18 protein-coding genes and 4 pseudogenes are annotated in these 22,588 nt (G+C 70.0%); 11 read left to right on the top strand and 11 right to left on the bottom strand.

From position 1 onward, the window contains the following. Nucleotides 1-152: 152 nt before the first annotated feature. Nucleotides 153-800 (top strand): LysE family translocator, encoded by a 648-nt coding sequence (locus tag G3I78_RS03255; RefSeq protein ID WP_164421362.1) that lies wholly within the window; start codon nucleotides 153-155, stop codon nucleotides 798-800. 162 nt (nucleotides 801-962) lie between these two features. Here the strand turns inward: G3I78_RS03255 and G3I78_RS03250 are convergent, their stop codons facing one another. Next, a complete protein-coding gene (locus tag G3I78_RS03250) occupies nucleotides 963-2,072 on the bottom strand; it encodes a winged helix DNA-binding domain-containing protein (protein ID WP_164421176.1) in 1,110 nt (369 codons plus the stop codon). Between the two features lie 152 nt (nucleotides 2,073-2,224). Here G3I78_RS03250 and G3I78_RS03245 point away from each other — a divergent pair, with 152 nt between their 5' ends. Continuing rightward, on the top strand, nucleotides 2,225-3,397 hold the full coding sequence (locus tag G3I78_RS03245; RefSeq protein WP_203614090.1) for a magnesium and cobalt transport protein CorA: 1,173 nt from the start codon (nucleotides 2,225-2,227) through the stop codon (nucleotides 3,395-3,397). 270 nt (nucleotides 3,398-3,667) lie between these two features. Here the strand turns inward: G3I78_RS03245 and G3I78_RS03240 are convergent. Continuing rightward, nucleotides 3,668-3,820, bottom strand: a pseudogene (locus G3I78_RS03240) (peptidase); the annotation flags it as partial. 572 nt (nucleotides 3,821-4,392) lie between these two features. Here G3I78_RS03240 and G3I78_RS03235 point away from each other — a divergent pair. Next, complete coding sequence (locus G3I78_RS03235) at nucleotides 4,393-5,316, top strand: trimeric intracellular cation channel family protein (RefSeq protein WP_239157582.1); 924 nt, start codon at nucleotides 4,393-4,395, stop codon at nucleotides 5,314-5,316. 340 nt (nucleotides 5,317-5,656) lie between these two features. On the opposite strand, the pseudogene G3I78_RS03230 reads toward G3I78_RS03235, so the two are convergent. Beyond that, nucleotides 5,657-5,869, bottom strand: a pseudogene (locus G3I78_RS03230) (IS110 family transposase); the annotation flags it as partial. Between the two features lie 22 nt (nucleotides 5,870-5,891). Then, nucleotides 5,892-6,806, bottom strand: coding sequence for a helix-turn-helix domain-containing protein (locus G3I78_RS53085; protein WP_343243634.1), 915 nt, complete (start codon nucleotides 6,804-6,806; stop codon nucleotides 5,892-5,894). Nucleotides 6,807-7,180: 374 nt separating this feature from the next. On the opposite strand from G3I78_RS53085, the gene G3I78_RS03220 reads away from it, so the two are divergent. Together G3I78_RS03220 and G3I78_RS03215 are read left to right on the top strand one after the other, a co-directional pair. Then, nucleotides 7,181-8,230 (top strand): methyltransferase, encoded by a 1,050-nt coding sequence (locus tag G3I78_RS03220; protein WP_164421173.1) that lies wholly within the window; start codon nucleotides 7,181-7,183, stop codon nucleotides 8,228-8,230. 478 nt (nucleotides 8,231-8,708) lie between these two features. Further along, nucleotides 8,709-9,599, top strand: coding sequence for a TIGR03619 family F420-dependent LLM class oxidoreductase (locus G3I78_RS03215; RefSeq protein ID WP_164421172.1), 891 nt, complete (start codon nucleotides 8,709-8,711; stop codon nucleotides 9,597-9,599). A gap of 94 nt (nucleotides 9,600-9,693) precedes the next feature. Here G3I78_RS03215 and G3I78_RS03210 read toward each other — a convergent pair whose 3' ends face one another. The 3 genes from G3I78_RS03210 to G3I78_RS03200 all read right to left on the bottom strand — a co-directional run bounded on the left by G3I78_RS03210 (nucleotide 9,694) and on the right by G3I78_RS03200 (nucleotide 11,993). Beyond that, nucleotides 9,694-10,221 (bottom strand): helix-turn-helix domain-containing protein, encoded by a 528-nt coding sequence (locus G3I78_RS03210; RefSeq protein ID WP_239157581.1) that lies wholly within the window; start codon nucleotides 10,219-10,221, stop codon nucleotides 9,694-9,696. A gap of 843 nt (nucleotides 10,222-11,064) precedes the next feature. Next, complete coding sequence (locus G3I78_RS51045) at nucleotides 11,065-11,634, bottom strand: hypothetical protein (RefSeq protein WP_203614088.1); 570 nt, start codon at nucleotides 11,632-11,634, stop codon at nucleotides 11,065-11,067. Further along, nucleotides 11,610-11,993 carry a DUF1963 domain-containing protein gene (locus G3I78_RS03200; RefSeq protein WP_164421171.1) on the bottom strand — a complete coding sequence of 128 codons (384 nt, stop codon included), beginning with the start codon at nucleotides 11,991-11,993 and terminating at the stop codon, nucleotides 11,610-11,612. The genes G3I78_RS51045 and G3I78_RS03200 overlap by 25 nt, the downstream gene beginning before the upstream one ends. Nucleotides 11,994-12,061: 68 nt before the next feature. Between G3I78_RS03200 and G3I78_RS51040 the strand changes: the two are divergent. Beyond that, nucleotides 12,062-12,232 (top strand): annotated as a pseudogene (locus G3I78_RS51040) (IS5/IS1182 family transposase); the annotation flags it as partial. 1 nt (nucleotide 12,233) lies between these two features. Here the strand turns inward: G3I78_RS51040 and G3I78_RS51685 are convergent. Continuing rightward, a pseudogene (locus tag G3I78_RS51685) lies at nucleotides 12,234-12,362 on the bottom strand (MerR family DNA-binding transcriptional regulator); the annotation flags it as partial. 92 nt (nucleotides 12,363-12,454) lie between these two features. On the opposite strand from G3I78_RS51685, the gene G3I78_RS03190 reads away from it, so the two are divergent. Beyond that, nucleotides 12,455-13,183 carry an SDR family oxidoreductase gene (locus G3I78_RS03190; RefSeq protein ID WP_164421170.1) on the top strand — a complete coding sequence of 243 codons (729 nt, stop codon included), beginning with the start codon at nucleotides 12,455-12,457 and terminating at the stop codon, nucleotides 13,181-13,183. 830 nt (nucleotides 13,184-14,013) lie between these two features. Here the strand turns inward: G3I78_RS03190 and G3I78_RS03185 are convergent. Continuing rightward, nucleotides 14,014-15,672: a penicillin-binding transpeptidase domain-containing protein gene (locus G3I78_RS03185; protein WP_164421169.1), complete on the bottom strand. Its 1,659-nt coding sequence runs from the start codon at nucleotides 15,670-15,672 to the stop codon at nucleotides 14,014-14,016. Between the two features lie 98 nt (nucleotides 15,673-15,770). Here G3I78_RS03185 and G3I78_RS03180 point away from each other — a divergent pair, with 98 nt between their 5' ends. Further along, the gene (locus G3I78_RS03180) at nucleotides 15,771-16,556 is read left to right on the top strand and encodes a CPBP family intramembrane glutamic endopeptidase (RefSeq protein WP_164421168.1); all 786 of its coding nucleotides are present in this window, start codon (nucleotides 15,771-15,773) and stop codon (nucleotides 16,554-16,556) included. 125 nt (nucleotides 16,557-16,681) lie between these two features. Here G3I78_RS03180 and G3I78_RS03175 read toward each other — a convergent pair whose 3' ends face one another. Then, on the bottom strand, nucleotides 16,682-18,247 hold the full coding sequence (locus G3I78_RS03175; protein ID WP_164421167.1) for a serine/threonine-protein kinase: 1,566 nt from the start codon (nucleotides 18,245-18,247) through the stop codon (nucleotides 16,682-16,684). A 192-nt stretch (nucleotides 18,248-18,439) separates the two neighbouring features. Between G3I78_RS03175 and G3I78_RS03170 the strand changes: the two genes are divergently transcribed. Both G3I78_RS03170 and G3I78_RS03165 read left to right on the top strand, forming a co-directional pair. Next, nucleotides 18,440-19,117: an RNA polymerase sigma factor gene (locus G3I78_RS03170; RefSeq protein WP_164421166.1), complete on the top strand. Its 678-nt coding sequence runs from the start codon at nucleotides 18,440-18,442 to the stop codon at nucleotides 19,115-19,117. Beyond that, complete coding sequence (locus G3I78_RS03165; RefSeq protein ID WP_164421165.1) at nucleotides 19,114-20,157, top strand: CU044_5270 family protein; 1,044 nt, start codon at nucleotides 19,114-19,116, stop codon at nucleotides 20,155-20,157. The genes G3I78_RS03170 and G3I78_RS03165 overlap by 4 nt, the downstream gene beginning before the upstream one ends. Here the strand turns inward: G3I78_RS03165 and G3I78_RS03160 are convergent. After that, complete coding sequence (locus G3I78_RS03160) at nucleotides 20,154-20,723, bottom strand: PH domain-containing protein (protein ID WP_164421164.1); 570 nt, start codon at nucleotides 20,721-20,723, stop codon at nucleotides 20,154-20,156. The genes G3I78_RS03165 and G3I78_RS03160 overlap by 4 nt on opposite strands. Nucleotides 20,724-20,857: 134 nt before the next feature. Between G3I78_RS03160 and G3I78_RS03155 the strand changes: the two genes are divergently transcribed. Next, nucleotides 20,858-22,495 carry a serine/threonine-protein kinase gene (locus G3I78_RS03155; RefSeq protein WP_164421163.1) on the top strand — a complete coding sequence of 546 codons (1,638 nt, stop codon included), beginning with the start codon at nucleotides 20,858-20,860 and terminating at the stop codon, nucleotides 22,493-22,495. The last annotated feature ends 93 nt before the right edge of the window (nucleotides 22,496-22,588 follow it).

Raw genomic sequence — 22,588 nt, 5'->3', positions numbered from 1 at the left:
CTGAGCATCCGACAGATGCTCGGGTGAGAAGCAAGGGGGCGTTGCGGGCCACCACGAGCGGCCCGCAACGCCCTCTGTCCATGTGCCGGGGCCCTGGAGACGGACGGCCGCGCACTAGAGGCGGACGGCGGACGCCTGCTTGAATGACCGCCATGGTGTCCACGGACCGTGTTCTCGCCTTCGCGGCGATGTCGTTGCTGGTGATCGTGATCCCCGGGCCCAGCGTGCTGTTCGTCATCGGCCGCGCCCTCGCCCACGGCCGCAGGACCGCGGTGGCGACGGCGGTCGGCAACGTCTTCGGCTCGTATCTGCTGGTCGTGGCGGTCGCGGTCGGGATCGGTTCGCTGGTGGAGCAGTCGGTGGCCGTCTACCTGGCGGTGAAACTGGCGGGCGCCGCGTACCTGGTCTTCCTCGGCGTCCAGGCCTTCCGCCACCGCAAGGAGCTGAAGTCCTCGGCGATCACCTCCGGGTCGGCCGGACCGGCACGGGGCGACCTGCGGACCGTCCTCGACGGCACCCTGATCGGCGTGACCAACCCCAAGAGCGTCGTCTTCTTCGCCGCCGTGCTCCCCCAGTTCGTGGACCACTCGGCGGGCAGCGTCCCGGCCCAGATGCTGCTGCTCGGCCTGGTGCCGATCACGATCGCCCTGATCACGGACACCCTGTGGGGCCTGACCGCGTCGGCGGCCCGCACCTGGTTCGCCCGCTCCGACCGCCGCCTCTCCCTGATCGGCGGGGCGGGCGGCTTCACGATGATCGGACTGGGGCTGACGGTGGCGGTGACGGGGCGGGCGGACTGACAGGGGATCTTTGGGCCCCCGCTTTTCCACGGTCGTGGGCCGTCACTTTTCTACGGTCGTGGGCCGTCACTTCTCTACGGTCGTAGGCCATCACTTCTCTACGGTCGTAGGCCATCACTTCTCTACGGTCGTAGGCCGTTACTTTTCTACGGTCGTGGGCCGTCACTTCTCTACGACGGTCCCGAACCGGATGTCGTACGGCGTCCCCGGGTGCAGCGTGGCCAGCATCCGCTCCCCCTCGGCGGTGACGTCCTGGCGCTGGGCCTTGGTGAGCCGGCCGAAGGGCTCCACGACGAGCGCGTCCGCGGTGAGCTTCCAGATGCCCGCGAGGAAGCCGTCGACGAGGAGCGTGCAGTGGGCCTGGTTGCCCTGCCAGCTGCGGCCCCAGTACTGCGGCGGCACCACGCGGGTGCGGTCGGCGTGGGAGAGCAGCAGGTTGTCGAACTCCGGCAGGAAGCGCGGCGGGGCCGGGGTGTCCTCGGCGGGGCGGGGTGCGTCGGGGAGGTCGTGGAGCTCGACGCCGTTCTCGTCGCGGAAGGTGCGCAGCCGGGGGCGGAGCCGTTCGAAGGCGTCGCGGAGGCGGGTGAGTCCGGCCCAGGTCTGCATGTCCTTCACGGAGGCGGGCCCGAAGGCGGCGAGGTAGCGCAGGACGGTGGCGTCGGGGGCGGGGGCGGACTCGGCGGGACGGCGGCCCAGCCAGTGCTCGGCGGTGGTCAGCGCGACCTGGCCGCTCTTGCCCCACAGTCCGCGCGGGGTGACCTGGACGAGCGGGAGTTTGCAGCGGGCGGCGATGGCGAGGGACTGCGGGTCGGCGTCCGGCCACTCGACGAGGAGGTCCTCGCGCAGCTGCTTCATGGTCCGCGGCTCGGTCTCCACGAGCTCGCGGGCGAGGGCGGCGAGGCGGTCGAGGTCGACGCCTTCGAGTCCCTTGCGGAAGTTGACGAGTTCGCGGTCGCGGGCGGGCTGCACGAGGGGGCGCAGGGTGAGGCAGTCCTCGGCGGTGTGGGTGTGGATGGTGGAGCGCATGGTGACGATCCGGACGACCTCGCGGTCGGCCATCAGCGTGGACAGGTCCTCGGGGGCGAAGCCGTCGAGGCGGGCGGCGAGGGCGTAGTACGGCGGCTTGACGTTCTGCGCCTGGAGGCCGAGGAGATGTCCGACGGCGTCCTTCGCGGAGAGGTCCGACCGGCGCAGGAGCAGCTGGCGGTCGAGGGTCGCGCGGTTGAGGGCGCGGATGCCGAGCACGGGGGCCGTCGCGGTCGTCTTCGTCATGAGAGGCACGCTAGCGGCGCTTGCGGACAGGTTCGGTCCGCAACTCTCACCGAAGTGCGGTGGGAGATCGCCCCACGATGTCATTTGCCCCGTATACCCTGCTCCGTGATCACGCCGACATCGGCTCGACCCGAGAGCGAGAGGCAGCCACGATGTCCGAGCGACGCGCCCGTCCCGCCGCGCAGAACCCCGCCGCCAAGGGCTTCAGGAGGTTCGTCCGGCGCCGCGCCCTGCCCCCGCCCTCCGCTCCGCCGGCGACCCCGGCGCCCGCTGCCGAGCCGACCGCCCCGGAGACGGCCGAGCCGCCGAGCATCGTCCAGGCGGCCCTCTACCGCGACGGCGTCCGCGTCTCCTCCCCCGCCACGCTCGCCGACACCTTCCGAGAGCTGCGCGACCAGCCCTCGGGCATGGCGTGGATCGGTCTCGCCCGGCCCACGGAGAGCGAACTCCTCTCCCTGGCCGCGGAGTTCGACCTGCATCCGCTGTCCGTCGAGGACGCGATGGAGGCCCACCAGCGCCCGAAACTGGAGCGCTACGGCGACACGCTCTTCGTGGTCCTGCGGGCGGCCCGCTATCTCGACGCCCCGGAGGAGGTCGACTTCGGCGAGCTGCACGTGTTCGTGGGCCCGGACTTCGTCATCACGGTCAGACACGGGGCGGCCCCTGACCTGTCGGCGGTCCGCGACCGCATGGAGAAGACCCCGGAACTGCTGAGCCTGGGCCCCGAGGCGGTCCTCTACGCCATCCTGGACGCGGTGGTCGACGGCTACGCGCCGGTCGTCTCCGGCGTCCAGAACGACATCGACGAGATCGAGACGGAGGTCTTCCGCGGCGACCCGGAAGTCTCCCGCCGCATCTACGAACTCTCCCGCGAGATGGTCGAGTTCCAGCGCGCCACGCGCCCCTTGGTCGGCATGCTGCACGCCTTGATGGCCGGCTTCGCCAAGTACGGCACGGACGAGGAACTCCAGCGCTACCTCAGAGACGTCGCCGACCACGTCACCCACACCAGCGAACGAGTCGACGGCTTCCGCCAGGCCCTCACCGACATCCTCACGGTCAACGCGACCCTGGTCACGCAGCAACAGAACGCGGAGATGCGGGCGTTGGCGGAGGCGGGGTTCGAACAGAACGAGGAGATCAAGAAGATCTCGTCGTGGGCGGCGATTCTGTTCGCGCCGACGCTGGTCGGGACGATCTACGGAATGAACTTCGAGAACATGCCCGAGCTGGGCTGGAGCTTCGGATACCCCTTTGCGATCGGCCTGATGGGGCTGGTTTGCGTCAGTCTGTACGTCATTTTCAAGCGACGGGACTGGCTCTGAGCCCCTCTTGCCGAGCTCGGCTCCTGTGCGGCCTTTGCTCTCGCACCGGGCACGGGTCGGGCCGGAATCGGCTCCGGGGAGTCTCTGGGACGGCGCGATGGCACCAGCGGCGCGGGAGCATACGGTCCTGGCCGGCGGCAAGCCGGCCGGCGCCGGTGGTGTCGCGATCGCTGCACTCGGCTCCCCTCGTGCGAACTGCTCGGCCACCCTGAGCCTGATCCCCTCGCGGAACTACCGGCGCTCGTTCGACAGACCGCCTCCCTGCGCATCGCCGTCGAGTGCGGGTGCCGAGCCGCCGACCCCGGTGTCCGCCACGCCCACGGTCACGCCGGCACCCCGGGACAACTGCCACGACCGGGACAGCAGGCTCACCGGGTCGCCCTCGGCGGCGGGGGCGGCGGGGGCCGTCAGCGTGGACAACAGCAGGGCAGGAAGTGCGGCGACCACCGCGAGCTTCGCCGCCCGGCGACAACGGCCGCACCGCGTACGGCAGACGATATGCGTGCGGCTCACGACAGAGACCCCCGGCCCACGTCGTGCCGAGCCCACAGTCTCCGGAACTCGGCACTGCGAATTCTCATCCCACCCACAATCGCGCGATGAGCGAGTTCTTTCGTGATGTGAATTCCTTTTGTTCGCTTGCCGCTTGGCATTGCCCATAACGGCCGCCGAGATACCCCGTGCGTACCCCTCGCAGCCTAGACAGGGGGTGAAGCACACGCTTGAACCACAGCGTCATCCGTGTGGAACATGCGCGCCACCAGGAAGTCCCGGAGCAGTGGCTCCAGTTGAATTGCCACTTCAGCACCACCTCGCACAGGACAGGTCCGAAAACGTATGGCTACACTGCGGCGATGTTCGGCGACACCAATGCCGTTGCGCACGGCATTTCACGGCACCCGACAGGCCCCGGAAGCGTCGCGACACATTCTCACCAGCATTCAGAGAGGCCCTGACCGATGCCGATAGCGGAACTGAGCGATGCCGTCCAGTACATGATGGATCTCTTGGGCATCTTCGCCTTCGCGCTGTCGGGGGCGTTCCTCGCGGTACGCAAGGACTACGACATCTTCGGGACGGTCATCCTCAGCGAGGCTGCGGGCCTCGGCGGCGGCCTCTTCCGCGACCTGGTCCTCAGGGTCGCCCCCGTCGCCTTCACCGATCTCGGCTACTTCTTCACGCCCTGCGCCGCAGCAGCGATCGTGTACTTCGGACACCGGCTGCGCCACGACGACAAAGCGGGTCAGAGCAGGCTGTTCGACGTCTCCGACGCGGCGGCGCTCGGGCTCTTCAGCGTCACCGGCACCATCAAGGCACTCTCCCACGGTCTCAACATCCCCGCCGCGGTCACGCTCGGCATCTCCAGCGCCGTCGGCGGCGGCGTGCTCGCCCAGCTCCTCGCCCTCGAACAGCCGACGTTACTCCGCTGGAACCGCGATCTGTACGCACTGCCCGCCCTCGCAGGAGCCACCTCGGCCGCTCTGCTGCACTACATCGGATGGCTGAACGTCGCCACCGCCCTCGGCACCTCACTGTTCGCCTTCGGGCTACGGCTCCTGGCCCTGCGCTACAACTGGCGAACCCCGCGTGCCCGCTTCTGGCGCAATCCGTTCGCGGGCTTGCGGCAGCAGCCGTCAACGGTGAACCCGGCCGCGGGCTACGCACCGTCACCCTTCACAGAGCCAGGTACGGTCATGCCGCCCTCCCCAGAATGGGACACGAGCGCACCGCCCCCCTCAACGACCGAGACAACAGTCAAACTGCCACGCATCGACGCCCGGCAGCTCCCCCACCGCAGCGAACGTCCCCTCACTCAACCCCCGCACCCCGGCCTCGACCCGCGGCTCCTCCTCCGTCAGTCCGTGCGACCAGATCGGCGTGAACAGGACCAGAACGCACGGGGTGATCAGACCGTGTGAGACATGCGGAGGCCGTGGCTGACGGCTCGCGTGGGGCATTCCCGGCAGTTCCCCTTCCGACACGTCGGGCAACCGTTTCACTTCGAGACGGCTCCACGCACCACAACCGGGCCCCTCTCCCTTCCTTCCGCGCTGCTCGCACCACCCCTTTCTGACGATCCGTCAGGCAGGGCGGGGAGGCCGCCCGTGCGCGCGGCGGGACGGGCCTCTTCCCGCGGGGCGAGGGTCAGTCCCTGGAAGGGGACCAGGTGGAGGCACGGCCGGGATCCGGTGAGCATCTCCTGCGCGACCGGCCCGGGGACGCCGTGCCTTTCGGCCGTCCGGAGGAGACTGGGGGGAACTGGGTGAGCAGCCCGCGGATCCGGTTGGAGGGGCCGGGGGCCTCGGCCGTGAGGTCCTGGTCGAAGCCGATCGGCACGGTCAGCTCGGTGTCCTTCGCGTCGGTCCTCGCCTCGCCCGGGTAGAGACCGGCGATTCGCCGCATCGAGAGTCCGGGCAGGTGGGCAACCTTGCAGCCGGAGCCCAGGGCGACCGTCAGGAACAGGGCTCCGATCGCACGGTGCCGAACTTCGCGGTCAGCTTGTCGAAGCCGGTCCGCGGGCGTATTCGGCGGGCGTCTGGCCGTACTCCTTCTTGAAGGCACGGACGAAGTGGCTGCTGTCGGCGAACTGCCAGTGTGCGGCTATTTCCGAGACGTTCGGGCGGCGGCCCGGCGCCGTCAGTTCGAGGCGGGACTGCTCCAGGCGTCTGCGGCGGATGTACGCGGCCACCGAGTCGTCGGTCTCGGCGAAGGCCCGGTGCAACGTCCGTACGGAGACGTTGAGTTCGCGGGCCAGAGCCACAGGCGAGAGGTCGGGGTCGGTGAGGCGGCTGTCCGCGATGTCCCTGGCCGCCTGGGCCAACGCGGGGGCCAGCAGGGGTTCGGTGTCGTCGAAGGTCTGCGTGAGCACCCCTTTGGCCAGTTCGAGCAGGGAGTTGCGGGCGGCTCGTGCACCGGCGGGGGTCAGGTCGTCGAGCGTCGCCTCGACTATCTCGATGTAGGCCATGAGCAGTCGTAGCTCGGGCGAGTCGGCCGGTCCGACGGTCGCCCGGTCGCGGATCAGCGGACTGAGCGGCGTGGCCGGCAGGATCAGTACCTTCGCGGTCGAATGCGGTGCCACCTCGAAGCGGGCCGGAGGGCCGTTGTGGCGCACGATGAACTGCCCGGCCGGTACGGCGGTCTCGCCCCGGCTGCGTGGAGAGACGAAGCGCCACTCACCGCGTCCCATCACATGCACCAGGACCCGGTCCTCCAGGTGGTGGGAGGCGCCCCGGGTGCCGCCGGCCATCAACTCGCCGTAGACGCCCGAGATCACCGTGTCGTGCACCGTGAACGCACGGACCCGGACCCGGAACTCACCCGATCCGACCGGCTCCCAGGGCGGCAGCGGAAGCGCCTCGCCGATCTGCGACTCCCACGCACGCCGGAAGACGTCGAAGCCGTTCCGCACGGCAATCGGTGCAGTCGCGGTGGTCGGGGTAGTTGGGGTAGTCGGGGCCGTCGTATCGACGAAGAACTTCCTTCTCGGTGCCGGTCCACCCGGTCGAGGTTCGGTGTGTTCCGTAGCGTTCATCTCGACACCTCGCCTCGCCTGCCTGCGTCCGCCGCACCCTCGCGGCCTGATTCCACCACGGCAATCCGCCACGTCCCGCATCGCGCGGCACCGACGTTCCATCAGCGTGACGCTGTCGTACAAGCGCACGCCGCTGCGGTCTCCCTACGGTGAGCAACGCGGACATCGTTGTCGCAGCGCGCGGAGACAGAGACAGCGCGCTTGCTTGCATGCTTCCGCCTCATGGTGAGTACTGAAGGGTTCTAGCTGTCATGTCTGACACCAATTTCGGCACCGACGTTTCGTCGAGCGACCCGGCTGCCGATGCCGGCGCTGTCTTCGACCTGCTGATCGGCCTCGTCCGCGCCCAGGTGCTGAGGGGCATAGCGGCGCTGCACATCGCCGACCACCTCTCCGACGGAGCGATGACGGCCGAGGAGGTGGCCGAACGCGAGGGCAGTCATCCGCAGGCCACCTACCGTCTGATGCGCGCGGGCTCCTCGATCGGCCTGCTGAGCTACGAGGGGGACGGTCGTTTCGGGCTCACCGGCCGGGGCTGCCTGCTGCGTTCCGGGACCCCCGGCTCCATGCGCTCCCTGGTGCTGGCCCAGACCGGCCAGGCACTCTGGCAGTCCTGGGCGACCTTCTCCGAGGCCGTGCGGGAAGGCAGGACCCAGACCGAGAAGGCGCTGGGGATGGGGATCTTCGAGTACTACGCGAAGCCGGAGAACGCCGAGGAGGCGGCCCTCTTCGCCCAGGCGATGGGAGACTTGTCGGGCCTGGTGACGCAGGGCGCCGTGGCCGCCGTGTCCACCGCCGGTGTGTCCACCGTCGTCGACGTCGGTGGTTCGAACGGTGACTTCGTGCTGGCGCTGCTGGAGGCCGACCCCGCGCTGAGCGGGCAGGTCCTCGACCTGCCGCACGTCGTAGAGGCCGCCCGTGGCGAGGCCGACAAGCGCGGCCTGTCCGGCCGTTTCTCCGCGGTGGGCGGCGACTTCTTCGTGGAGGTTCCCCCGGCCGACCTCTACCTGGTGAAGACGATCCTGCACGACTGGGACGACGACCAGTGCACGACCATTCTGCGCAACTGCCGGTCCGCCGTGCACGAGGGAGGACGCGCGCTGGTCGTCGAGATGGTCGTCGGCGAGATCGGCACGCCCGACCTGGCCGCCCTGTCGGACATGGCCATGCTCACCACGACGAACGGCATGGAACGCGACCTGGCCGAGTTCGACGCCCTGTTCGAGGCCTCGGGATGGCGCCGGTCGAAGACGTACCCCGTGGGCAACGGCTACTTCGGCCTGGAACTCGTCGCCGTCTGACCCGGCCAACGGCTCGATTGCCGGGTCGCTCCCTCGATGCCGTACCCCGATTCACGCCGCGACTTCACTGCGTGGCATGCGAGTTGAGGTGCGGGGAGGGGAGCGACCCGGTGGTTCGCCCCGGCAGATGACGGTCGCCCGCGCCCTCCCCCGTTCTCACGGCGCCGACCTGCTGACGGACCGTAGGCGGGACCGGTCGTGCGCGCAGCCGAACCCGGCATCCCGCCGGAGCCGGACCTGCCCGATGACCTGCGCCATGGTCATCGGCCGCCGATCAGCACAAGTACCCGACTTCCGCACCGGGCCGGGGCTGCTGGTCCGCCGACTCCGCGCGGCGGGCTCACTGGCCCCGACCTCGGACGCCGGGACAGGCCATCGCGTCATCTCTCGTTCCAACGAGCATCGCCACTCGCAGAGTTGCGCGATGGCCACCCCGCCCTGAAGAGCGATCGCTCATTCTCGTTCCCGGAGGATCACTTTGAAGCTTGGTTTCGGAATCCCCGCCGTCGGACCCGCCGTCGGCAGCGCGCACGGCCTGAGCGCCTTCTGCCGTGGGATCGAAGACCTCGGTTATGACTCGCTGTGGGTGGCCGATCGGCTGGTCACTCCGGTCGCACCGCACACGCCTTACCCCGGCAAACAGCAGCCGTTCCCCCCGGAGATGACCCGCTCCCTCGATCCTCTGTTGCTCTGGACCGTGGCCGCGACAGCGACCAGGCGGGTGCGGCTCAACGCCAGCACGCTCAACACGTTCTACTACGAGCCACCGCACCTCGCCCGGCTTCTCACTACGCTCGATGTGCTCAGTGAAGGTCGCCTCGAAGTCGGCGTAGGGCTGGGGTGGATGAAGGACGAGCACGATATCGCCCGCAGCGCGGATTGGCATCAGCGCGGCAAGATTCTCGACGACATGCTGGCATTCCTGCAGGCGTGGTGGACGACCAATCCGGTGGCCTGGGACAGTCCCTTCTTCACTCTGCCGCCGACCCACGCCGATTTGCGCCCGGTACAGGCCGGCGGGCCGCCCATCTGGATCGGTGGTGCCAGCGCTGCCGCGATGCGCCGGGTCGGCCGCAGTGGCGTCGGCTGGCTGGCGTTCGAGGGGCTGCCGGACGACGTGATCGATGCTTGGTGGTCGATAGCGCGCCGCACGGCCGAAGACGCGGGCCGCGATCCCGACATGCTGAAGACAGCCATGCGAATCAACCTCGACCCGAACACATCCGTTGACTCGCTCGCCGCCAAGCTCAGACGCCACGCCGAGTCCGGTGTGGGCGAGGCGTTCGTGGACGCATTCGCCGCGTTTCCCACCCTCGACCAGACCCTGGACTTCGCCGACCGATTGATCGCGCGCACCGGTCAGCTGTGACCACTTCCATGGGGACGAAAACGAGATCGTCATCAATCCATGGAAGACCGGTTACCGCACATTGGCGCCTTTTGAGCAGCCGTCGCCGTTCAACTCACCCTTCCGGCCGAATTTCACCTCCTTGACCGATCGGAAAATTGTTAGACCTTGCATACTCACTCGGGGTTTGACTGTAGCGCTTCCTGAAAGAACGAATGAAGTGGCTGCTGTCCGCGAATTGCCAACGTGCGGCGATCTCAGAAATACTCAGTTGAGCGTGCGGTTTGGCGAGTTCAAGCCTCGCCCCTTCCAGCCGCCGGTTGCGAATGTAGGAGCTAATTGAATCTCCCGATGACGCAAATGACCGTTGCAGAGTCCTGACAGACACATTGAGTTCACGAGCCAACATCGCCACAGAGAGTTCAGGATCGTTAAGCAGTCTGTTTGCAAGATTTTTTGCAGCTTCGGCGAGCGCGGGAGCAAACCGGGTTTCCGTATCGTCAAGCCGACCCAGCACGACCGCCCTGGCCAACTCCGTCAGCGTATTTTTAGCAGCTTGAACACCAAATGGACCAAGATTGGCAATGTTCGCGCGAATCATTTCCGAGTGAGCCAGCAGTATGCGCATCTCGGCCGTATCCATGGACCCGACTATGATCTTGTTCCGCAGCAGCGGCTTGAACATGGAGGCAGGGAGAAGGACTATCTTCACGGTAGTGCGAGGTGCCGTCTCAAATCGAGGCGGTGACCCAAAGTGCTGAAGATGGAACCGTCCGGACGACACGGCACTCCCTTTTCGGCCGCACGAGCTACGCAAACCGTATGTCCCGCGCCGGACAACATACATCCGAACCTGATTCTCGATTCCCTGCGGAGTACCCTCGGTTCGTGTGAAGCCGTGAACGTCGACTATTACTACGTCGTCCAGTTTGACACCCCGACTCACGACCCGAAAGTTACTCACCGTGCCCTGACTGAAGTGCGGCAACCGAAAGGTGCCGCCGAACTTGGACTCCCATTCACGCCGGAAATTCTCGAATCCCTGTGATGCCGCGTTCGGGTTGGGGGAGTCAAACGTGCATGCACCGGGCGGTTCACTTCCTTGCTGGCCAGCCCTGCTCACTGCTTACATCACTTCCTGAATGGTCAGTTCATCGGCTGGACCAGGCACGGTGACGGGTACTTCGGAGTTCACCACGGTGTTCCTTCAAGGGGTGGCTGATGCGCTGGGGAAAGTACATCGGCCACATGCCCCTGCGGTCGTTGCCGCCCACACCCAGAGAAGTGGTACAGCAGGCTATACCGCAGGATGACGGTTACTCGCCGGTTCACCTGGTCGACCGGGAACGACGTGCAGCGTTACAAGGTCCGAACCCGCATCGAGCCAACCTCTTCTCACATGACGCCACGGTTCTTCAGCCAGGATTCGAGGCGGCGGCGAGAGCACTGGCTGGCGCACGTCCGAGACGTACGTCGGCAGCGTGGCCTATTCGGTGAACGCGGTGAGGGACAGCGCCTGGTCGAACCGCCCGGCGGCGAGATCGTCGCGGCGGATCAGGAACCGCGCCCGATAGACCTCCTCCGGCACGAACTGGGCCAGTGTCACCCACTCCCGCATGACCCGCAGAGTTTCCCGTTCGAGATGCCCGTCCTTCTCACCCCGTCCGATGACCGGTTCCCCGGCCTGCCTCCGCGCGTCGAGGTTCCGCTCGGCCATCTCGACCTCCGGGGTGTGCCACATGTGATCGGTGGCCAGTGCGCCGATGCCCCTGGTGTATCCGCCGAGTTGGAAAGAGGGCCAGTTCTGCGGCCACAGCTTCCTGGCGAGATCGCGGAGCTGCGCTTTGTGCGGCAACCGGAGGCCCAAGTGGTCGTCGTCCGATATGGGCGTGCTCGGCGTACCCATCTCGTCGTCCTCGAGCCAGCTCGGCAACTCCGCCATCACCGCGGCGGCGAGTTGATGCTCCTCGCCGATGAAGGGCAGCGTCGTGTTGTAGAAGACCTCATCGGGGTGAACGGGTTTCGGGGCGGTCACCATCGGGCTGCCGGCCGGCACGTCACGACCCGCGCGTACGCCATCTCATCGTCTTTGTCGAACTCCTCGCGCTCGTCGTACGCCCGGTCGTGGTGCAGGAAGAAAAGTAACGAGCCGTCGGCCGGCAGCGGCAGGTCGTCGACCCGGGGAAGAGCCGCACAGTCGAAGGAGGCGATGAACGGCAGCGGCATCGAGTCGCAGGCCGGCCACGGCATCCCCTCGGGCAGCCGGGCCAGTCCGCCCATCTGCCCGACGGGCACACCGTCGTAGCCGGGGCTCGTCCCGATCGCGAACCGCAGGAATCCGGCGAACCTCCTGACCTCGTCCTCCGGGATGCCCTGCTCGACGGCCGCACTGTGGAATCGTTCTCGATGATTCATGGCGGCGCATTGTGCCATAGGGATGCAACTGGGGCGGGCCGTCGTGGAGTTGGACTGTTCCGGATGGGCTGTGGGAGATCGCGAAGCCGCTGATCCCACCAGCGACGGTGCGCCCGCGGGGCGGCGGAACGCCGGACACCTGATGAGGCGCTGTCCGCAGCCATCATCTACGTCCTGGTCAGCCCTGGGGCCGCCTGCACGAAGCCGTGCCGCACCGGCTCGACGACGCCGGCCTCATCACGGGCTGCGCTCCGCGGTGAGCAGTCCCTGCTGCTCGAAGTGGCGCACCGCGCGTACCGAGACGTCGGCGCCCCGTGCCACCTCGCCGATGCGGATCAGCTCCTCGGCCGCGGCCTCTGTGGCGGTCACGGCGATTCCTCTCGTCCCGGCCCTGACGTCATCCGGGTCCTGACGGTCGGCGCTTGCCTCTGACGTTAGCGTCAGGTTTTAGCGTACCGGGCATGGACATCAACAACTCCGTTGCCCTTGTCACCGGTGCCAACCGTGGCCTGGGCCACGCCTTCGCCCAGCGCCTGCTCGAGAGGGGCGCCCGCAAGGTCTACGCGACGGCTCGCCGGCCGGAGACCGTGGACCTGCCCGGGGTGGAGGTGCTGCCCCTCGACATCACCGATCCCGCATCCGTGCGAGCCGCCGCCGAGGCCGCCCCGGACGTCTCACTGCTCGTCAACAACGCAGGAATCAGTACGGGGACGGACCTGCTGACCGGTTCGCTGGACGCGGTGCGCCACGAGCTGGAGACCAACATGTTCGGCCACCTGGCACTGGTCCGGGAGTTCGCTCCGGCGCTGGCCGGGAACGGCGGGGGCGCGATCGTCAACGTCCTGTCCGCCATGTCGTGGTTCGGGGGCAGGGGCGCGGGCGCCTACCACCTGACCAAGGCCGCCGCCTGGGCCATGACCAACGGCGTCCGCCTCGAACTCGCCGAGCAGGGCACGCTGGTGACTGCGGTACACCTCGGCCTGGCCGACACCGACATGGCCGCGGGCTGGCCCGTGGCGAAGATGGCGCCGTCGGACCTGGCCGACGCCGCGCTCGACGGTGTCGAGGCGGGCTCGGCCGAGGTCCTCGCCGACCAGTGGAGCCGGGACGTCAAGTCCCGTCTGCCGCTGACCCCGGAGGAGTTCCAGGCCGCGATGGAGCGCGCCATGGCGTCGCTGATGGCGGCATAAGGGTCTCGGGGGCCGCACGTACCTCGGTCGGCTACCGCGGCCGACGGCCAACCGTCAGCTCCTACGACACCACGAGTTCCACCTGACGGCACGGTGCCCAAGCCGTGACACCCTGCTGACCGCTGCTGGGGCACAGCGCTGTTTCTCGCTGTGCCCCACCGACCCCACGTTGTGCTCAGAGGGAACAGACAGCAATGCCCGACACCCTTGCCCGGATCGCCGGTGCCTGGCGCGGTCCGGACCTCAACGCCGGTGATCTGTACATCACTTGTGCCCGCGACCTCGGCCCCCGGCAGCTCGTCGAGCGGATGGCGGATCATGAGCCGGTCGAGGTCGGCGCCGCGCTCACCGTGCGGGAAGCGTCTCGGATGGTCGACCTCGCGCAGGTCTATTGCGTGGGCCGCGTCGGGCAGAGCGGTGACTGGTCGTTCGTCGTGGAGTGCGGGGGCAGTGCGGGCTGGGCCCTGGACCCGGCGGCGTCCCGGGGCGCGGAGGTGCTGATCTTCGACCCCCGGCCGGACGATCCGCCGTCCTTACTTCAGGTACCTCGCCGACGGCGAGGCACAGCTGCACGTCCAGGTGTCGAGCTTCCCGCCCGGGAGATCGCGGCACGCATGCCGGCGTACGACCCGATCGTCGCCGTCCGCGCGGCGCGCACGCCCTCGTCGGCCGACCCTCTGGAAGAGACACCCTGCGCCGCTGCTTCCACGAGTACCGGACAACTCACGTCAACGGGGCGCGAGTCACCGTCTCTGTCCGGGACCCGTCTCCGAAGGGCGGTCCCGGATACGACACGTGCCCAACTCCCGGCCCGCGTACGGAACCGCGCGTCAGGACCCGGTGAGCAGGTGACGGACGACGTATCCGGCGGAGTCCACTCCGGAGCTGCCGCCTTCGACCAGGGCGGCGACGGCGATGTTCGAGTTGTACGCGGTCAGCCAGCCGTTGGTGTGGTCGCCCTCCTCCGCGGTGCCGGTCTTGGCGCCGACTCCGGCCAGGCCGCCGAGCCGGGGAGCCGCGGTGCCGCCGGTGGCCACACCGCGCATCATCGACTGCAGGTAGCCGGCCGTGCGGGCGGAGATGGGCCGGGGCGCGGTCGCCTGGTCCTGCCCGGGCAGGATGACCGGCTGCTTGAAGCCGACGCCCCGGACGGTGGCCGCCACGGACGCCATGAACAGCGGGGTGGCGGTGACCCTGCCCTGGCCGATGAACTGGGCCGCCTGGTCGCCGCCTTCGACGTCCGCCGGAATGCTCGGGTCGGTGGTGGCGACTCCGCCGCCGATGGACCAGCTGCCCATGCCGAAGACGTTGACGGCCTCGTCGTGCAGGGCGGAGGCGTCGCCGTCGTGGACCAGGTAGTGGAACCCGTCCTTGATGAAGGCGGTGTTGCACGACACCGCGAACGCCTGGGCGAGCGTGGAACCGGGGTTGGCCGTCACGCCCGAGTCGTTGTGGAACAGCTGGCTGTTGGCCGTCAGCGAGTCCGTGCACGGAGCGGGGCTGGCGGGTGTGAGACCGGCCTGGTCGAAGAGGGCCGCCGAGGTGACGATCTTCATCGTGGAGCCCGGCGACTTGATGCCGTTGATGGCGATGTCGCCGTCCGCCCCGGTGTGGGCGAGCGCGAGGATGTGTCCGGTCCGCCAGTCGAGCGCCACCGTCCCGGCGGGCTTGTCCTGGAGGTGCGAGTCCGTCACGGCGGTCTCGGCCACCGCCTGGAGGGAGGCGTCGATGGTCGTCGTGATGACGGGGTCCTTGCCCTTGGCGAAGACCTTCAGCATCTTGACGCCCTCCCCGCCGGCGTCCACCACGGCGACGCCGGTGCCGGTGGTGCCCCCGGCGGGCTTGGCGTTCTTGCGGATCGTCGCCACGATGTCGCTCAGCGAGGAGAACCGGGCCAGGTCCGTCTTTCCGTCGCTCGCCACGACCTTGGCCGTGCTGACGCCCTCGGGCAGCTTGCCCGCGGTCAGCGACTGGTCGTCGCCCAGGCCCGGGTAGAGCACCGAGTTGTTCCAGTGCACGGCCAACTGACCCGCCGTGTCCTGCCGCACCGCCACCGCACTCGCATACGTCCAGGTGCCGTCCGCCACCCGGGCCGTGACCTCGAACGTGACCTTGGTGGCCCCCGCCGTCACGGTCGACGCCCCCGCCGACGCGACCTGCTTGAACTCCAGCTTCTGCAGATGCAGACCATCCGCGTACCCCCGCAGGGCCGAAGCGGCCGCGGTCGGCGAGTCCGTTGCGCCCGCCGCCGCGGTGAGCCGCTGCCCGGCCCAGCCGTCCAGAAAGGTCCGGGTCAGCGCCACGGCCTTGGCGTCGGACGGCGGTTCGCTCGACACGGCCGCCGAGTCGAAGGTGTGCGCCATCTTGGGCTCGACGCTCCCCGTCGGCCCGGAGGACATCGCCTGCACCACGTTGTACGCGCCGATGCCCCCGACAACGAGCAGCGCGGCACCGGTACCGGCTATGCCGATCTTCACACCTCTGTTCATGCTGTGGAGCCTACGTTTGTCCGCACCGTGCAGGTGTCGGCCATTAGTAGATCGTTACCAGAGCATGGGCCACCCCCTGCGGATAACCTCTCCCCGTGATGGAACGGTGGAAAGGGCACGTCATCCGTCATCCCCTCTGGGGCGCGGTGGAGTTGACCCTCGCGTGGCATGCCGTGCTGCTGCTGTTCGCCGAGGTCGTGCTGCCTCCGCTGGCGCCCTCCTGGTTCCCCGACCTGGGCGCCACCCTGGTCAACGCCCTCTGCGCGGCCGGGGTGTGGTGCGTGCTGTGGCGGTGGGGCCTGCTGCGTGCCGCGGGGGTGACCACGCTCGGGCGTCCGCGGCGCTGGTGGCTTGCCGCGCCGATGCTGCTGATCGCCTGCTCGTACGCGGTCGCCGGCGTGGACGGCGGCACCACGGTGATCGTCGGCTCGCTCGTCTCGCTGCTGTGGGTCGGCGTGAACGAGGAGATCTACAGCCGCGGTCTCGTCCAGCAGACCCTGAGCCCACTCGGCCCGCTCCGCACCGCGCTCGGCGTGGCCGTCCTCTTCGGCGCCGGGCACCTCCAGAACTACCTGTTCTTCGACGCGGAGTTGGAGGACACCCTGTGGCAGATGCTGTCGGCCGCCCTCTTCGGCTTCACCTGCGCCGCACTGCGCCACGCCCTCGGCTCCATCTGGCCGCTGGTCGCCGTCCACGGCCTCGACGACTTCTTCCAGATCCGCTCGCCGGGTGCGGCACCGGACTGGTGGCAGGCGTGCGTGCTCGTCTTCTACGCCGTCTACGGCCTGTGGCTGCTACGCCGGTACGGCGCCGAGGGCGTCCCTGTGCCGGGGGACTCCGCCGACCCCGACGAACGTCCCGAGGGAGCGGGGACGCTCGACTGACGGGCCGGGGACTCCCGGGTCTTCCAGTGCTCCCGGACCTCCCTGCGCTCCCGGCTCTCCCTGTGCGGGACCGAAGGCGGCACCGCCCGCCTCGCACCCCGACAGCTCCGTGCCGGCCCCCGCACTCAGTCCGAGTGCACCACACTCACCCGCACCGTCACCTCACCCCGGTTGTCGTCGGAGCAGGCGCCCGCCGTGTCGTTCATGCCCAGTTGCAGCGTCCCGTTCCCGGCGGCGCGGAAGGTGAGTCGGCGGCCGACGGTGTGGACGGGGGCGTTCTTCACTCCGGCGAGGACCGTGAGGAGGGCGCCGAAGGGGGCCGTGGGCTTGACCTTGCAGTCCTTGGCGAACTCAAGCTGTCGGTCGGTCGCCGTGTCGTAGCCGGCCGGGCCGGTCATGGGCATGCTGCGGTGGTCGGCCGTCCACTGTCCCGACACGAACCGGAGGGTGACCTTGTCGCCCTGGTGGACGGACACACCGGCGACCGGCTGCCATCCGGTCGCCGACTGGACGACCTGGCTGACGGTCGTCGTCTCCGGCGCCCCCTCGAACGGCGGCGCTCCGGCGAGGAACAGCCCGCCGAGGGCGCCGGCCGCCAGCACGGCCGTACCGGCGAGGGCCCACCACAGCCGTTTCCGGCCGGCCGGGCGGGACGGTCCGTGTCCCGGTGCTCCGAGGGAGGTCGTGCCCCACGCCGTGGGGACCGGCTCCCCCTGCGCGGCGACCGGTTGCCGGCCACTGGTCACGGTGTCCGCCTCGGCGATCGGCGCGGAGGGACGGCGTACCCGTACGGTCGCCGGGGGCAGCGGTCCGGTGGCGGGCTGCCCCGCCGCGACCCGGCGCAGTTCGTCCCGTACGACCGCCGAAGAGGGGCGTTCCAGCGGGGACTTGCGCAGCAGCGCCTCCACCACCGGTCGCAGCGGGCCGAGTTGTTCGGCGAGGACGGGTTCCTCGTACGCCACCGCGTGCAGCGTCGCGGGGGCCGCCGGCCTGCGGAACGGGGACCGGCCGCCGCAGACCGTGGCGAGCGTCGCGCCCAGGGACCAGAGGTCGGAGGCCGGGCCCGCCTCGGCTCCCGTGACCCGCTCCGGTGCCATGTACTCGAGGGAGCCGACGAGTTCACCGGTGGTGGTCAGGAACTCCCCGTCGTCCAGGGCCGCGATGCCGAAGTCGGTGAGGACGGCGCTGCCGTCGCGGCGCACCAGTACGTTGGCGGGCTTGACGTCCCGGTGCAGGGCGCCGACCGCGTGCACCGCGTCGAGCGCGTCCAGCAGTTGCAGGCCCAGGACAGCGGTGTGGTGCGGGGCGAGCGGTCCGGACTCGGCGAGCCGGCTGGCCAGCGAGGGGCCCTCGACGAGTTCCATGACGATCCACAGCCGGTCCTCGAACTCGACCAGGTCATGGACGCCGACCACATGCGGGTGCGGTACCCGGGCGACCGCGCGGGCCTCCCGGACGGCCCTGCGCAGCCGGGTGCGGTGCTCCTCGTCGCCGTGGGCGAGGATGTGCAGCTCCTTGGCGGCCACCGGGCGGTCGAGCAGCTGGTCGTGGGCCCGCCAGACCGTGCCCATGCCGCCCCTGCCCAGGACCTCGTACAACTGATACCGACCGGCGATCAACCGTTCCGCGCCGCGCGGGAAACTCGTCGCCGCGTGGGAATCGCCATCTCCGGGTATCACGCGCTCGCTCACGATTCCTTCCCGGCGGGGCTGGGCGCCCACCGGTCGTAGCCTGTTCGAACGGCATGAGCATAGCGGAGCACATCGGACCCATCCGTCTTCAACTCCCTTGCGCCGAAGACCATTTGAGGGGGGTCTCAGGGGTGCCTCCATGGTGTGACGCGAGTCACCGCAGCATGGGCCCGGATGCGGACAGGGAGAAGTGTGGAACTTTCACTGCGGGCCCGGGTACGCGCCGGGGACCCTGACGCGTTCGGGCAACTCTTCGACGAGCACGCCTCGGTGGTGCACCGGCACGCCGTACGGCTGACCGGTGACCGGGGTGCGGCCGACGACATCGTGTCGCTGACCTTTCTGGAGGCGTGGCGGCTGCATGAGCGGGTGCTGGAGGGGGACGACAGTCTGCGCCCGTGGCTGCTGGGCATCGCGACGAACGTCACCCGCAACACCACGCGGGCCGCGCGAAGACACCGGGCCGCGCTCGGCAGGATCCCGCCCCCGGACCCGGTGCCCGACCACGCCGACGAGGTGGCCCGGCGGCTGGCCGACAGCGAGGAACTGGCCGCCGCACAGCGGGCGTTGGGCCGGATGCGGCGCGGGGAGCGCGAGGTGTTCACGCTCTGTGTGTGGGAGGGCCTGGACGCGGCCACCGCCGCCGAGGCCCTGGGCGTGGCCGTCGGCACGGTACGGTCCCGCCTCTCGCGCGCGAGGAAACGCCTGCGCCGGCTCACCGAACTCGAACTAGAAGGCGGCGGCGACCGCGACATCAAGGGCGTCACCCCCGCCGCACCACCCGGCACGCAACACCCCACCCCGGTCGGACAGTCACTGGGCAGCCGCCGCCTTCCGGCGGCTCGGTCCACGCAGGAGAAGAAGCGATGAACACCACCCCGCGACGACGGGACCAGCCGGCCGACCAGCACGACCTGGCCGAGGCGCTGCCCGCTCCCGCCCACCCGGTGCTCACGCGGGACCGCCACCGCGTCCTGAGGGAGCACCTGATGGCACACATCACCCGCGAACAGCCCGGCACCACGGGCACGATGGGCACCACCGATACCGCGGACACCACGCCCACAACCCCCGTCCGCCCCCGCCCCACCCGCCGCCTCGTCCTCGTCGCGGCCTCCCTGGTCCTGGCCACCGCTGTCGCCCTGGGCGCGGTGGCCGTCGACAGCGCGCAGGACGGGAAGAGCGCATCGGCCACCGCCGACGACCGCCGCGACGCCACCCGGCTGCTGGCCCGCATCGCCCTGGCGGCGGCGGACCGACCCCCGGTCACGGTCCGCGACGACCAGTTCATCTACACCAAGTCCCAAGGCTCCGCACGGGAGTTGGGTGTCGACTTCACCGACCCCAGGGAACTCTCCGAGAGGCAGGAGCAGGGTCCCTTCACCGTCCCGGAGTACAAGGGGGCTGTACGCCAGGAGGAGTGGCGGTCGGTGGACGGGAAGCGGGACGGTCTGCGCACCGGCGTCGCGGTCGCGGACCCCTCCCTGCGGATGACCATGCGCATGTACGGGGTCGGTTACCTGAGCTTCCGGCAGCTCCAGGCCCTGCCCACCGACCCGGACGCCCTCCTGAGGAGGCTCTACGGCGACACCGGGGGCGTCGAGCCCAGCCGTCGCGCGGAGACGGCCCTGGAGAACATCGGCGCCGTCATCGACAGCGCCACCCTGCTCCCCGAGCTGAGCGCCGCGCTCTACCGGGCCATGGCCCAACTCCCGGGCGCACGTGTCGTGGAGCATGCCGAGGACGCCGCCGGACGCAAGGGGGTCGGCCTGGCCTTCGCGGACTCCCCGAAGGGCTACGCCTGGGTCTTCGACGCGTCGACCCTGCGCTACCTCGGCACGACCAGGTCCGCGCTCCTGTCCGTCGGCGTCACCGACCGCACGGGCCAGGAACCGGCCCCCGCCTCCTAACCGATCCCCTCGCCCCGACCGGCCTCGCCGAGGGCCCGTGCCACGTGGTCGCGCTGCCACTGCTCCGGCCACGGGTCCTCGACGAGCCCCAGTCCCCGCAGCGCGAACTGGCGGAACAGCGCTCCGTGCACGGCCGTTCGGCGTTCGTCGACGCGGCTGCCGGCGAACTCCGCGAGTACGTGGACCAGTCGGCCCGTCGGCGCGGCGGCGGTGCGGCTGATCCGGATCTGCCAGGACTCGCTGTCGCCGTCCGAGAGGGCGAAGCAGAACCCGGCGACGTCCGGCCAGGGGACGTTCCGCCGGCCGAGGGGGCGTACGACGGTCACGCCCGCCGCGTCGAACCGTACGAGGAACCGGCGCCTGAGCAGCGGATACAGCAGCGCGGTGACGAGCGCCGGGAAGGCGGAGACGGACAGCACCGGCCCCATGGGGAGCGCTCCGGAGACCGACAGACAGGCACCGAGGAACCCGGCGGCCAGGAAGGCCGCGAAGAACCACATGGCCGCGAGCCGCGCCTCGAAGACATCGACGGTGACCGCGTCCCGCCGACTCCCGGTCGTCGCCACCCGAACCCCATTTCGTCAACTGAGATGAACGCTTCAGGTGCAGGATAAGCTCGTGCGGATCCACGGCGGTGGCCGGTGCGCCCAGCGCGCGGTGCCCGCCGCACCGCGTCGCCGAGTACCGCCCGGAGAGCGTCATGAGCAGTCTGGATCCCGAGGACCCGCCGGCCGTCGGCGGCTACCCCCTGCTGGCGCGGCTCGGGGCCGGGGGCATGGGGCAGGTGTATCTGTCGCGTACGGCGTCGGGGCGGCCGTTGGCGCTGAAGACCGTGCGCGCCGAACTGGGCGCGGACGCCGGGTTCGAGGAGCGCTTCGCCCGCGAGATCGCCAGCAGCGACCAGGTGCGCTCCCCGTGGACGGCGGCGGTCGTCGACTACAGCCCGGCGGGGCACCGGCCGCAGTGGCTGGCCACGGAGTACGTGCCCGCGCCGTCCCTCGCCGAGTGGGTGGAGCGGCACGGGCCGCTGTCCGAGCCGGCCGTCCTGGCGCTGGCGGCCGAACTCGCGGAGGGCCTGCGGGCCGTGCACCGGGCGGGGCTCGCCCACCGTGACGTGAAGCCGTCCAACGTCCTGCTGGCCCGCCGCCACCCGCTGCTCATCGACTTCGGCATCGCCCGGGCCGTCGACGACACCCGGCACACCAGGACCGGCGGGGTCATCGGTTCCCCCGGCTTCATGGCACCGGAGCAGGCGTCCGGCGGGATCTCGGCCGGGCCCGGCGACGTCTTCTCGCTGGGGGCGGTGCTGGTCCACGCCGCCACCGGGCAGGGTCCCTTCCTACGGCCCGGTGAGGCGCCGTCGGCGGCCCGGCTGCTCTACCGGATCGTGCACGAGGAGCCGGTGCTCGACGCCGTACCCCCGGCGCTCGTACGGCTGTTGGCGGACTGTCTGCACAAGTCGCCGGAGGCCAGGCCCACGGCGGACGGACTGCTGAAGCGGCTCACCGCCGCCTCGGGCACGTGGGCCGGTGCGCTGCCGGCCGGCCTCGCCGAGGACATCGCCGCTCGGGAGGCCGAACTGGGCACGCTGCTGGAGCGCTCGCACCCGGTACCGGTGCCTGAACTCCCCACGCGGAGCGCCGGGTTCGGGCCACCGCTCGGGTACCCCGCGACCGAGGTCCCGCCCGCCCCGGGCGTCTTCGGACCGCCCGTCCCTCCGCCGCCGTACGCCTCGCTGCCGGGTGCGCCGATGAGCCCGGCTCGCGCGCCGGGGAGCCGTGCCGGAACGGCCCTGCTGGTCGTGGGCGCGGTGGCGGTCGTGGCCGCCGTGATCGCGCTGGCCCTGCCGAACGGCTCCGACGACGACAAGAACGGCACGGGTGGCGCGGACGGCACCCGGCCCTCCTCCCCATCCCCTTCCCTTTCCGCGGCGACCGACGACGCCCTGCCCGCGTCCTGGACGGGCACATGGAAGGGCACCGGGCCCGGCAGCGGTTCAGGGGACGGGGTGGTCAACTCCCGTACGACCGGGGTGTCCGTGACCGTCACCCTGCACGCGGCGGCCGAGGGCGACATCGTGGGCCGCCAGGTCAGTCACATCACGGACGACACCGGCCGGGACATCGGGTGCACCGAGACCCTGCGCCTGTCGGAGGCGCGCGGCACCTCCATGGTCTTCGAGGCGGCCACCAGCACAGCCACCGATCCGTCGGCGGGCGTGCTGTGCGTACGCGGCAACGTCTACACCCTGACGAAGACCGGCACGGACACCCTGACCCTGAACGACGAAGGAGGCCAGGCGGCGGGCTCGCCCTCACAGCTGACGCGGACCTCCTGAGGGCTCCGCGCCCTGGCGGACCAGCTGCACCGCCGCCTCCACGTCACCGGCCGAAGCGACCGCGGACGCACCGGACATGGGGGGTGATCAGTC

Origin of the sequence: Streptomyces sp. SID13726 (assembly GCF_010548375.1) — a bacterium.
Taxonomy (GTDB): domain Bacteria; phylum Actinomycetota; class Actinomycetes; order Streptomycetales; family Streptomycetaceae; genus Streptomyces.
This window is presented reverse-complemented; position numbering and strand designations above follow the sequence as displayed.